This window comes from Nocardia puris (assembly GCF_003315035.1).
Lineage (GTDB): Bacteria > Actinomycetota > Actinomycetes > Mycobacteriales > Mycobacteriaceae > Nocardia > Nocardia puris.
The window spans coordinates 177,380-189,386 of record NZ_QNRE01000009.1; the positions used below are offsets into that span (position 1 = coordinate 177,380).

12 protein-coding genes are annotated in these 12,007 nt (G+C 70.3%); 1 reads left to right on the forward strand and 11 read right to left on the reverse strand.

Annotated features, from left to right (window positions below; genetic code table 11):
• Positions 1 to 38 precede the first annotated feature (38 nt).
• The 9 genes from DFR74_RS22070 to DFR74_RS22110 form a co-directional block, all read right to left on the reverse strand.
• Positions 39 to 884 (reverse strand): DegV family protein, encoded by an 846-nt coding sequence (locus DFR74_RS22070; protein WP_067511624.1) that lies wholly within the window; start codon positions 882 to 884, stop codon positions 39 to 41.
• 3 nt (positions 885 to 887) lie between these two features.
• Positions 888 to 1,640, reverse strand: a complete 753-nt coding sequence (gene octT / locus DFR74_RS37845) for a diglucosylglycerate octanoyltransferase (protein ID WP_407675254.1) — start codon at positions 1,638 to 1,640, stop codon at positions 888 to 890.
• Between the two features lie 1,264 nt (positions 1,641 to 2,904).
• Positions 2,905 to 3,564, reverse strand: coding sequence for a histidine phosphatase family protein (locus tag DFR74_RS22080; protein ID WP_067511622.1), 660 nt, complete (start codon positions 3,562 to 3,564; stop codon positions 2,905 to 2,907).
• Positions 3,561 to 3,965, reverse strand: coding sequence for a ribosome silencing factor (gene rsfS, locus DFR74_RS22085; protein WP_067511620.1), 405 nt, complete (start codon positions 3,963 to 3,965; stop codon positions 3,561 to 3,563). The genes DFR74_RS22080 and rsfS overlap by 4 nt, the downstream gene beginning before the upstream one ends.
• Entirely contained in the window at positions 3,966 to 4,607 is a 642-nt protein-coding gene (gene nadD / locus DFR74_RS22090) for a nicotinate-nucleotide adenylyltransferase (protein WP_084537949.1), read from the reverse strand.
• A gap of 52 nt (positions 4,608 to 4,659) precedes the next feature.
• Positions 4,660 to 5,652 carry a hypothetical protein gene (locus DFR74_RS22095; protein WP_147265872.1) on the reverse strand — a complete coding sequence of 331 codons (993 nt, stop codon included), beginning with the start codon at positions 5,650 to 5,652 and terminating at the stop codon, positions 4,660 to 4,662.
• A gap of 86 nt (positions 5,653 to 5,738) precedes the next feature.
• Entirely contained in the window at positions 5,739 to 7,112 is a 1,374-nt protein-coding gene (locus DFR74_RS22100; RefSeq protein ID WP_067511681.1) for a vWA domain-containing protein, read from the reverse strand.
• 36 nt (positions 7,113 to 7,148) lie between these two features.
• Positions 7,149 to 8,021: an AAA family ATPase gene (locus DFR74_RS22105; protein ID WP_067511680.1), complete on the reverse strand. Its 873-nt coding sequence runs from the start codon at positions 8,019 to 8,021 to the stop codon at positions 7,149 to 7,151.
• Between the two features lie 19 nt (positions 8,022 to 8,040).
• Positions 8,041 to 9,303: a glutamate-5-semialdehyde dehydrogenase gene (locus DFR74_RS22110; RefSeq protein ID WP_067511610.1), complete on the reverse strand. Its 1,263-nt coding sequence runs from the start codon at positions 9,301 to 9,303 to the stop codon at positions 8,041 to 8,043.
• 206 nt (positions 9,304 to 9,509) lie between these two features.
• Between DFR74_RS22110 and DFR74_RS22115 the strand changes: the two genes are divergently transcribed.
• Entirely contained in the window at positions 9,510 to 10,382 is an 873-nt protein-coding gene (locus DFR74_RS22115) for a ribokinase (protein WP_067511609.1), read from the forward strand.
• A 496-nt stretch (positions 10,383 to 10,878) separates the two neighbouring features.
• Here the strand turns inward: DFR74_RS22115 and DFR74_RS22120 are convergent, their stop codons facing one another.
• The gene (locus DFR74_RS22120; RefSeq protein WP_067511608.1) at positions 10,879 to 11,082 is read right to left on the reverse strand and encodes a DUF397 domain-containing protein; all 204 of its coding nucleotides are present in this window, start codon (positions 11,080 to 11,082) and stop codon (positions 10,879 to 10,881) included.
• Positions 11,082 to 11,972, reverse strand: coding sequence for a helix-turn-helix domain-containing protein (locus DFR74_RS22125; RefSeq protein ID WP_170160783.1), 891 nt, complete (start codon positions 11,970 to 11,972; stop codon positions 11,082 to 11,084). Before DFR74_RS22125 ends, DFR74_RS22120 begins: the two co-directional genes overlap by 1 nt.
• Between the last annotated feature and the right edge of the window lie 35 nt (positions 11,973 to 12,007).

The following is a 12,007-nucleotide window of genomic DNA, read 5'->3' on the forward strand; positions in this document are numbered from 1 at the left end:
GGAGTACTCCGCGACGGCACGGTTTGGGATCATCGAGATCACTCCCCGCATCCGCCGGGTACCACGAGCACCCCCACCGCGCCGAGTCCCAGGTGCACGCCGAGCACCGGCCCGAATTCGGCCACGACGAGTTCGCGGATCCCCGGAATGAGTTCGCGCAGTTGCCCGGCCAGCGTCTCGGCGGCCTCGGCCGCGTCGAGGTGCTGTACCGCCACGGCCGCGCCGTCCTCGCCCGCCGCGTCCACCGCCGCCGCGACCAGCTTCGCGTACGCCTTGGAACGTGTGCGGGCTTTCTCGCGCAGTTCGAGGCGGCCCTCCACGATCTGCAGCAGCGGTTTGGTCACCAGTTCACTGCCGAAAAACGTGGCCGCCGTGCTCAACCGCCCGCCGCGCCGCAACTGTTCGGTGCGGTTGACCAGGAAGAAGGTGCGCGCGCGACTGCTCGCGGCCACCGCGGCGTCGTACACGATGTCCAGGGCCGCACCGGTTCTCGCGCGACGTGCCGCGGCGAGCGTCGGCAACCCCGTGGCCAGGCCGGCACCGAGGGAGTCGACCAGCCGCACCCGGTCGGCGGCGTCCATATCGCGCACGGCTTGGCGGCCCGCCTCCCAGGTGGCCGACAGACTTCGCGAAAGATGCACGGCGACAACGCCGTCACCGCCGCTGCGCTCCAGCGCTGCCTCGTACACCTCGCGCAGCTCGCCGGGCGAGGCGGCGGAGGTCGTCACAGTGTCCGCGGCGTAGTCGATCTCGACGGGTTCGACACCTTCGCGCACGGCGCGGTCGCCCACCAGCACGTGCAGCGGCACGACGTCGATGCCCAGCTCGGCGACGTACTCGGTGGGCAGGCTGGCGGACGAATCGGTGACGACCACGACGGCCACGGACTACCCGACCTCCCGCAAGGTCTTGGTCATCGCCGCCGCGACGGCGGCGTGCCCGGCCCAGCCCCAGTGGATGCCGTCGGGATTGGCCTCGCCCGAGTGGATGTCGTCGCGGACCGCCTCGCCGAGGTCGACCAGCGGCACGCCGCTGCGCTGCGACCACGCGAGCAGCGCCTTCACCGCGCGCGGACGCCCGGAGTGCACGCGACCGTAGGCCGCGCAGTTGTGCACCGAGGGCAGCACCGCCACGAACGGCAGGTCGGGCCGCAGGTGGGCGAGCGCTTCGCGGGACTGTTCGAGGTAGCCGACGCTGACCTTGGGCGGCAGCGCGACCGGACGGCCGAGCCGGGAAAGCTTGGGCTGCAACCAGTTGTAGGCCGCGCGAACCCCGCGCCGCATCGCCGGCGGGCGCACGTAGCGGATGAGCTCGCGCAGCGCGGTGGGCAGCGGCGACGGCAACGTGTCCATACCGCCGACCGCGAACACCACGGCGCTCGCCTTCGGGACGGCGGCCCACACGCGCGGATCACCGATCAGCGCCCAGTACCCGTCACGGCACGTCCAGCCGATCCGGCCGATCAGCTCCACGTCCCAATCCAGTTCGGCGGCCACGAGGTTCGGCCAGATCCTCGGATCATCGGCGGGCAGCCCACCCTTCGGTCCGAAGTAGGCCAGGGAGTCCGCGATCACCAGCAGCACCGGCTTCTGACGCGGTTCGGCGACCGGCGCGAGCGCGGCCTCGGCAGCCACAGCCACCTCCGAACCACCCTGCACTACAGGTGCTTCCACCTTCTCGGCAACGGCGAGCGCACCGGCCGCCGAGGCGACGACCACCGGATTCGCCGTGCCGACATCGTCGGGCTCGGGACCCGCCGAACCCGGCTCGGTTCGCGCGAGATCATCTGCGGCGGCCACGGTCGGACCCGACTCGGCCGCGGCGAGCGTGGCGGCGGTCGCGGTCAGGACTGCGTCCGCAGCGGTGTCGATCGCCGGCCTGACCGAACCGGTCCCCTCGAGCGCACGGCTCGCACCGGAGGCGGGGGACGTAACATCCGCTCCCGCTTCGGAATCGGACGTCTGCTTCGCCGCTCCGATCGGGTCGGACTCCGCCTCGCCGAGACCGTCCGCAGTCGCCGCGGACTCCGGCCCGTCGGAAGCGCCCGGAGCCGACTCGCGTCCGGTGGCGGTATTCGAGAGCGCGTCCGGCTCCGCGCCGTCGAGCTCGCTGACATCCGTGCGCAAATCCGGCTCGACCGCTGCGCGTTCGCCTACAGCGGCCACCGAACCGGACGCGGCTCCAGCCAGGTCATCCGCCGCCGCCACCGAGCCGGACTCGGCTCCAGCCAGACTGCCCACAGGAGCTGCCGAATTCAGCTCGGATTCGGCCAGGTTGCCCGCAGCCGCCCCCGAAAACGACCCAGCTCCAGCCGGATCGCCCACAGCCGCCACCGAATCCGGCTCGGCCCCAGCCAAGTCACCCACTGCACCCGACGCGACGTCAGCAACGACGCCCGGAGGTACGGCGGCGGCCTCAGCCACCACCGAATCCGACTCGGATTCGGCGGAGTCACCCACTACACCCGACTCGACGTCAGCATCGACACCGCCGGGCTCGGCGGTATCCGACTCGACGTCCCTCTCCGAGCCCTGCCCCGCAACGGATTCCGCTCCGGCACCCGACTCCCGCACCGCATCCGGCGCCGCGGACTCCGATACCGCAACCTCCTCGTCGCCGGGTTCGGCGGAGTCGCCTGTCGAACGATCGGCGGCCTTCGGGGGTGGGCCGCCGAACAGCGCGTCGGGCAGCTGGCGTTCCGGCCGCGCAGTCACCTGCTTGAACAGTTCGTCGGGAACCGTCCGCAGCGGCTCCTCACCCTTGGAGCCCTTCGGCCCTTTGGCCGCGGGGGCGGGGGCGGGGTTGGCCGGCGGCGCGCTGCCGAACAGCGCGTCGGGGAGTTGGCGTTCCGGTTTGCCGGTGACGCGCTGGAACAGTTCGTCCGGCACCGACTTGATCGGATCTTCAGAGGACATCGGGAGCTACCTTCGCCGCTGCGTTCCACACATCGAGACGCCACCCGGGCTGCTCGATGCCTGGACCGTGGCTGCTCAGTTGCACCCAGCTGGTATTGGCCAGTCCGCCGAGGATGGGCCAGTTGTCGGGCGGCAGATCGAGCAGCGCGGCCGTCAACGCTGCGATCAGCCCGCCGTGCGCCACCAGGATGATAGTCCGGCCGGGCCAATCCTGTCGCTCGCGGAAGAGTTCCTGCACCACGGGCAGCGACCGCGCGCCGACCTCGAGTTTGCTCTCGCCGTTGGGCGGCCGGTAGGTGGCGTCGAGCCGCCAGGCTACCCGGGCGCCCGGGTAGTCGGCGTCCACCTCGAGGTGGGTCAGCCCCTCCCAGTCACCGAGGTGGGTTTCGCGCAGGCGTTGATCGCGCACCACCGGCACCGTGGTGTGTTCGGACAGGGCCTGCGCCGTGTCGTAGGCCCGTTTCAGATCGGAGGAGACGATGGCGATGGCGTTGCGTGAAACCAGTTCCCGCGCGGCTTCTTTCGCCTGTCGGCGGCCCAGATCGGTGAGATCGGTGTCGATCTGGCCCTGCATACGGTCCGAGGCATTCCATTCGGTCTGCCCGTGCCGCAACAGGATCAGGGTGCGCACACCGGCATACTTGCTCACTCGGCGCCGTCTCCCTCACCGTTGCCGGTGGCGCGCGGATCGCCGATGCCGTCGACGGGCACCACCGGACAGTCCTTCCACAGCCGCTCCAGGCCATAGTAATTGCGCTCGTCGTTGTGCTGGATGTGCACCACGATCTCCACGTAGTCCAGCAGCGCCCACCGTCCCTCGCGGGTGCCCTCGCGGCGCACGGGCTTGTACCCGGCGTCGCGCAGCTTCTCCTCCACGTTGTCGACGATGGCGTTGACCTGGCGCTCGTTCGGGGCGGAGGCGATGACGAAGCAGTCGGTGATGACCAGCTGCTCGGACACGTCCAGGACCACCACGTCGGAAGCCAGCTTCTCGTCCGCCGCCCGCGCGGCGACCTGCGCCATCTCGACCGACTCGACAGATGCGCTCATTCAGCTACCTTCCGCTGCTCCGGGCACGTACAGGTGCCGCTTCGATATGTACTGGACCACGCCGTCGGGGACGAGGTACCACACCGGCCGGTTCTCGGCGGCGCGTCGCCTGCACTCGCTCGACGAGATGGCCAGGGCCGGGACCTCGATCATCGTCACCGCATCGGACGGAAGATCACGCAGATGTTCCCGCAGATGGTCGGCGTTCAGCTCGTAGCCCGGTCGGCTCACCCCGACGAACTTCGCCAGTTCGAACAGTTCCGCCCAATCCTGCCACGACAGGATGTTGGCCAGCGCGTCCGCACCCGTGATGAAGTACAGGTCCGCGTCGGGATACTGTGCCCGCATCTCCCGCAGTGTGTCCACCGTATAGGTGACCTTGCCGCGGTCGATGTCGGCTCGGCTGACCGAGAAGCGCGGGTTGGAGGCGGTCGCGATGACCGTCATCAGGTAGCGGTCCTCACCGGGGCTGACCTTCTTGTGCGCCTTCTGCCACGGCTGCCCGGTCGGGACGAAGATGACCTCGTCGAGCGCGAAGCGGTTGGCGACCTCGCTGGCCGCGACCAGGTGGCCGTGGTGGATGGGGTCGAACGTGCCACCCATCACCCCCAGCCTGCGTCGGGCCGGCCCTGTCTCGTGCATGAGTGCCGAGCTTATCGGTCGGCGTCGGGCTCGGGGCGGCGTGCCCGGGCGCTCAGCGCTCCCGCATGTCGGCGAGCTGGCGGTGGGTGTGCTCGAGTTCGAGGGTGACCTCCGGCGACGGCGCGTCCCCGGCGCGCGCGGTGAGCTCGTCCAGCACCTCACGCAGCGCGGCGACGCCCTGCTCACGCTCCGGTTCGGTGGTGGCGGCCCAGTAGCGCAACCAGGCGGCGGCGCGCAGGCAACGGCAGCGCGGGCCGATGCGTCCCAGCTCGCCCCAGAGCTGCGCGGCGCGCAGGTAGGCGACCTGGGCGCGGTCCTCGGCACCGCCCGCGTCCAGTGCGGAGGCCGCCGAGGAGGCGAGTTCGGCTTGCAGCTCGGTGCGCGTGCGGTCGGTGCGGACCAGCCGCGCCGCCTCCAGGAACTGTTCGGCCGCGTCGAGGTACTTGCCGGTCAATGTGAGCGATTTGCCGTACTGCCCGCGCAGGACGGCCATCTCCGTGGCGGGGTAGAGCGCGGCGTCGGCGGCGATCGGCCGTTCGAACAGCGCCGCGGCCCTGGCGTGATGGCCCGCGCGGTGGCAGGCCCGCGCGGCCACGAACGTGAGGTGCGTGGCGGCCGACGCCGACAGCCCGTCCCACTGCTCGGCCGCCCGCAGCGCCGCCTCGGCGAGTTCGGTTTCGCGCCCCGCGTCGCCGGAGAGCACCATGACCAGCTGCGAGTGCCAGCGGGCGAGTTCGTCGGCGGGCACCGCCCCCGCCCCCACGTCCAAGGCCTCCCGCAGATGCGCTTCGGCCGCCTTCGGCGCGTCCAGCAATCGCGCCGCCGCCAGCCCCGCCGCGTGCCGCGCCCGCACGGCGCGCAGATCGCCGTCGTCGTGCTCGGACCGCGCACCCTCGAGCGTGTACTCCTGCCGCATCCCCATCCCCCTCGTTTCCTCCCCGTCCACCCGCGAACCGTCCCCGTCGAGCCGGGAGATGTCCCGGTCCTCGTTCCCCGACACTCCGGTGCGCACCGGCTCCCCGCCCGCGGGCGTTCCGTTCACCATGCGGGCGATCGTCATGACGCCCGCCAATGAAACGCTTAACAAAATCTGATCGCGGCCATAAGGCGAGGGTTTCGGCGTGCGGGGCCTCAGACGGGCAGCAGCCGCGACACCACCTCGGTGAGCTGGCGCGCCGAACGGCACTCGTGCATCTCGATCACCTCGAGGTAGCGCTCGGCCGCTGAATCGCCGGATCCCCATTGGGTGCGCGGTTCCGGGTTCAGCCAGTGCGCGTGTTTGGCGGTTCCCACCAGCGAGCGCAGCGTATCCAGTTGCGGGTCGCGGTAATTGGTGCGCGCGTCACCGAGGACCAGCAGCGAGCTGCGGCTGGTGACGGCGTCGGGGAACTCGCGGACGAAGCTGGACAGCGCGCCGCCGTAGTCGGAGTGCCCGTCGTAGCCGACGACGTCGGATTCGGTCATGATGGCGGTCATCGCCTGGTCGAGCTGGGTGTCGGGGGTGAAGAAGCGGGTCACCTCGTCGGTGTTGTCCACGAACGCGAAGATCCGCACGCGCGAGAACTGTTCGCGCAGGGCGCTCACCAGCAGCAAGGTGAAGTTGCTGAAGCCCGCGACCGAACCGGACACGTCGCACAGCAGCACCAGTTCGGGGCGGCCGGGGTGCGGTTTGCGGTTGACCAGGTCGATCGGCACCCCGCCCGTCGACATGGACTTGCGCAAGGTGCGGCGCAGGTCGATCTCGCCGCGCCGGGAATGCTTGCGCCGCACGGCCATCCGTGAGGCCAGCACCCGGGCCAAGCGCTGGGTGCTGCGCCGCAGCTCGGCCAGTTCGCGCTCGGAGGCCCGCAGGAAGTCGACGTCCTCGGCCTGCCGGGCCACGCCGTAGGTCGCGACGCGCTCGCGCCCGATCCGCTCCGCGACCCGCCTGCGGGTCTCGGCCTCGACGGTGGCGCGGAACCCGTCGATGCGCTGCCGGGCCGCGCGGCGGGCGACCTCGGTCTCGAAGGGGCTCGTGTCCGGGCCTATCGCCAGGCCCGCGAGGATCTTCGCCAGCAACGTCTGTGGCTGAACCTCTTTCAGCGCTTGATACGCCGAGAAGGAGGGGCCGCGCGCAGACTGATACTGCCCGAGCTGTTCCACGAGCTGCGCGGCTATCTGCTCGAGCTGGCGCCCGGGATCCTCCATAGCCAGCAGCTCGGCGAGCATCTCCCGCAGGGCGGGAATATCGACGTCCCCGGCGGGGGTGTGCGGAATCTCGATGTCGTCGTCGGCAGGGTCGCGTTCGCCGAGCGCCACCGGGAACCAAAGGTCGAACAACCCGTCGAACGTCGCGCGGTGGGTGGTGCGCCGCAGGAGTGAACAGGCCAACCCCTCCCGCACGGCCTCACGGTCGAGCAGATCGAGGACGGTGAGCACCCGGCCCGCGTCCACCGTCTCCGACGGGCCGACCGGGACGCCGCGCGCTCGCAGCGCCTCCACGAACCCCACGAGATGCCCCGGCATCCCGTGTGGCGCGGTGAGCGCCGTCTCGTTCACGGCTCAGGCCAGCTTCAACTCGGCCAGCGCGCGCTGATGGTCGCTGCGGTGTTTGAGCACCACGCCCAAGGTCGCACGCACTGTGGCATCGTCCAGGTCGGTCAGGCCCAGCGCCAGCAGGGTGCGGCCCCAGTCGATGGATTCCGCGACCGAGGGCAGCTTCTTGAGCTGCATCCCGCGCAGCACGTGCACGATCCGCACCAGCTGCGCCGAGACCGCCGCCGACAGCTCCGGCACCCGGCTGGCCAGGATGCGGCGCTCGAGTTCCTCGTCGGGGAAGTCCAGGTGCAGGTAGAGGCAGCGCCGCTTGAGCGCCTCGGAGAGCTCGCGGGTGGCGTTGGAGGTGAGCACCACGAACGGCTTGCGACGCGCGGTGATGGTGCCCAGTTCCGGCACCGTCACCGCGAAATCGCTGAGCACTTCGAGCAGCAGGCCCTCGATCTCGACGTCGGCCTTGTCGGTCTCGTCGATGAGCAGCACGGTGGGGTCGGTGCGGCGGATCGCGGTGAGCAGCGGGCGGCTCAGCAGGAACTCCTCGGTGAAGACGTCGGCTTTCGTCTCCTCCCAGTCGTTCTCGCTGGAGGCCTGGATGCGCAGGATCTGCTTGGCGTGATTCCACTCGTAGAGCGCGCGGGCCTCGTCCACCCCCTCGTAGCACTGCAGGCGCACCAGCTCCGCGCCCGAGGTCTGGGCCACGGCGCGGGCCAGTTCGGTCTTGCCGACACCGGCCGGGCCCTCGATGAGCAGCGGCTTGCCGAGCCGGTCGGCCAGGAACACCGAGGTGGCGGTGGACTTGTCGGCCAGGTATCCGGTGGTGGCCAGCCGTTCGATCACGTCGTCGACCGAATGGAACGTCGGCTCCTGCGCTTCGTCCACGGGGTGGTCCTTCCTCACGTCACGCCGGGCGGATCTGGCCGTCGCCCCACACGATCCACTTCGTGGAGGTGAGCTCCGGCAGCGCCATCGGGCCGCGGGCGTGCAACTTCTGGGTGGAGATGCCGATCTCGGCGCCGAAGCCGAACTGCTCGCCGTCGGTGAACGCGGTGGACGCGTTGACCATCACGGCGGCGGCGTCGACGCGGCTGGTGAACTCGCGGGCCGCGGCCAGTTCGGCGGTGACGATGGCCTCGGTGTGCCCGGTGCCCCAGGTGTTGATGTGCTCGACGGCGGCGTCCAGATCGTCCACGACCTTGAGCGCGATATCGAGGGTGAGGTACTCCTCGCCCCAGTCGGCGTCGGTGGCGGGCACTTGACCGGGCAGGTCGCCGTGGATGGTGACGCCGCTGCGCTCCAGGGCGGCGGTGAGCCGGGGCAGGGCCGCGTCGGCGATCGCCTTGTCGATGAGCACCGTCTCGGCCGCGTTGCAGACGCTGGGGCGGCGGGTCTTGGCGTTGAGGAGGATGTTCTCGGCCATGTCGAGGTCGGCGGCGGCGTGCACGTAGACGTGGCAGTTGCCGGTGCCGGTCTCGATGGTGGGCACGGTCGCGTCGCGGACGACGGCGTTGATCAGGCCCGCCCCGCCGCGCGGGATCACCACGTCGACCAGGCCGCGGGCCTGGATGAGGTGGGTGACGCTGGAGCGGTCGTGGCTGGGCAGCAGTTGCACGGCGTCGGCCGGAATGCCCAGGGCGCCGAGCGATTCGCGCAGCACCTCGACCAGCGCGGCGTTGGACTTCGCCGCGGAGGAGGACCCGCGCAGCAGGGCCGCGTTGCCGGACTTGAGCGCGAGGCCGAACGCGTCGACGGTGACGTTGGGCCTGGCCTCGTACACCATGCCGACCACGCCGAGCGGCACCCGCACCTGACGCACCTCGAGGCCGTTGGGGAGGGTGGAGCCGCGCACTACGTCGCCGACCGGGTCGGGCAGGCCCGCGACCTGGCGCAGTCCGGACGCGATGCCGTCGATCCGCGGCTTGGTGAGGCGCAATCGGTCCAGCAGCGAGGCCTCGGTGCCCGCGGCCTCGGCGGCGGCGAGATCCTCGGCGTTGGCGGCCAGCACGGTGTCGGCGGCCGCCAGCAACGCGTCCGCGGCGGCGTGCAGGGCCTCGTTCTTCTGCGCGGTGGTCAGCTGAGCGAGCGCCCTGGACGCGACGCGAGCCCGTCGCGCGGCCGCGTGCACCGCCTCCCGCACATCCCGCTCGGTGGTCGTTGCCGTCATGGGTACAGCCTACGCACCGGTCACAAGCCGGTTTCGCCGGTATTCGGCGTTCCCGCCCCGCCCCCGAAACCAGGGGCACCGCACGGCTTCTCGCGGCACGCCGTACCGCGGGTCCGCCTGCGACACGCCGTCCCGGCGCGGGCTCGATCGCTGACACGGCCTCGATTACCTGCGTGAACGCGCCGGGGCGGACTAGCGTCCGGCGCATGACCGATCCCGTCATCGCCGTGCTCGGCAGCATCAACATGGACCTGGTCACCACGACGCGGCGGCGCGCCTCACCCGGCGAGACCGTATTCGGCACGGGGTTCACGACGCTGCCCGGCGGCAAGGGCGCCAATCAGGCGATCGCGGCGCGGCGGGCGGGCGCCGAGGTGGAGTTCGTGGGCGCGGTCGGCAGCGACGTGTTCGCCGACAATCTGCATCGCGCGCTGACCGACGCCGGGGTCGGCACGAAACAGTTGCGCACCGTGCCCGGACCGAGCGGGGTGGCCTCGATCGTGGTGGACGGCTTCGGTGAGAACAGCATCATCGTGGTGCCGGGCGCCAACGGGAAGCTCACCGACCTCGGCGAGGACGATCTCGCCGTGATCGCCGCCGCCGACGTGCTGCTGTGTCAGTACGAGATCCCGGCCGCGACGATCCTCGCCGCCGCCCGGCACGCCCGCGCCCACGCCACGGTGGTGGTCTTCAATCCCTCCCCCGTGCAGGCGCTGCCCGCGGACCTGGTGGCGAATCTCGATGTCGTCGTGGTCAACTCGACCGAGGCGCTCGCCTACGGGTCGGCCCTCAACCCCGTGCCCCACCTCGTGATCACCCGCGGCGGCTCCGGGGCCACCTGGTTCGGGCCGCGCGAGGCCGAACTCACCGTCCCGGCCTTTCCCGTCGACGTCGTGGACACGACCGGCGCGGGTGACTCCTTCGCCGGCGCGCTGGCCGCCACGTGGCATCTCGGACCAGCCACCGCCCTCCAATGGGCCAGCGCGGCGGGCGCGTTGGCCACCACGAACCTCGGCGCCACCGCCGCGATTCCGGAACGGCCCGCCATTCAAGCGCTGCTCCGCGATCACGGGCTGTAGGGGCCCTTTCTTCGACGGCCGCCATTACCGAGCGGCAAGCAGCAACTCACCCACGGCAACGCGACCCGAGCGTCGATTCGCTCGGCGCGTTCCTTCCGGTCGGCGTGCCCCTGTTCAGCTCATGACGCATCCGCCGGACGCCGTTCTGTTGGGCGATACCTTTCGATAGGTGCGGGGAAACGCGCGAACCGTTCACCGCTCGGAGACAAGTCCCGGCCGACGCGGTTACCATTCGGTCGCACGACAATTGGCTTTCATTCTGAAAATTGCCCACTGCAAACGGGAATGACATTGTCACCGATCGACCGGAACAACACCGCGACCACGATGAGAACGCCGTGTCCTGCACGCGATCGCCGAGTTCCACACGGCCATTCTCATTTCGAGAATGCCGCGGGAAACGCGATCACGCTCACCACATCGAAGCCCACATCGAAGCCCACGCCGGAACCCCTCGGGTTCCGCGCGGGACACCGATGTCGAAATGTTCTCCCGCTCAGGGATGGAACGTTCCGGCGCGGGCGCCGGAGACGAACGCGTCCCATTCGGCGGGCGCGAAGATCAGCGCCGCACCACCGGGATTCTTGGAGTCGCGCACGCCGACGCTCCCCGCGGCCAAGTGCGCGACCTCCACGCACTCCTTGCCCGCCGAGCTACGGGTGCTCTTGAACCAGTTCGCTTGGGACAGATCGAGATTCATCACCGGAACTCCCTTGCCATGTGCCGGAACATCTGCCTGCTGGTCGCTTCATCGTACGCCGCCGCGCGGATCACCGCGGCCGCTCGGCGATGTGCCCGCACATCGATATCGTCCTCCAGGTACATGTCGCCGGCCAGCGACGACTCGGTGTACACGATCGTCGGGGTGGCGCTGACGCCCCGCGGCTCCGGCGCGAAGTCCAGGACGGTGAACGGACCGACCTGCGCGCCGGTCGGAAATCCCGCGCTGTAGGGCAGGATTCGCAGACGAACGTTGGGCAGCGTGCTCACGTCGGCGAGGTGTCGCATCTCGCCCTCCATGGTCGCCGCGCCGCCCACCACCGTGCGCAGGGCGCTCTCGTGGAACACGGCGTCCACGGTGACCTGGCGCAACTTCGTGGTGAGTATCGCCTGCCGCTGCAGCCGCACCTGCACGCGCCCCGCCCGCCCCTCCTCGGATTCGTCCGGGAAGTAGGTATCGTCCAGCGCGCGTGCGTAATCCGGCGTCTGGAACAGCCCGGAGACGATGTCCGGGCGGAAGATCTCGAGCCGGCACGCTTCGTTCTCCAAACTGATGTAGACGTTGAAGCCCGCCGGGATCAGGTGCCCGCATCGATTCCACCAACTCTTCTGTGCCACTTGACGAGCCAGGTCGATCAGCACGTCGGTCTTCTCCCGGCTCAGGCCGAGGATGCTGGCGAGCAGTTCGAGGTCGCGGTCGTACAGCTTTCCGGTGTGCCCCTGTTCGAGGCGGCAGATCTTGCTCACGCTCCACTGCATCTTCTCGGCGACGTCGGTCTGGCGGAGGTTCGCGGCGAGCCTGGCGTCACGGACGTAGTGACCGAGCAGGCGGTGTGGGAGCGGAATGTGTTGTGGATAGGCAGTGTTCACCAATGCTCCTGGAGTTCTCAGGACGTGTCGGGCGT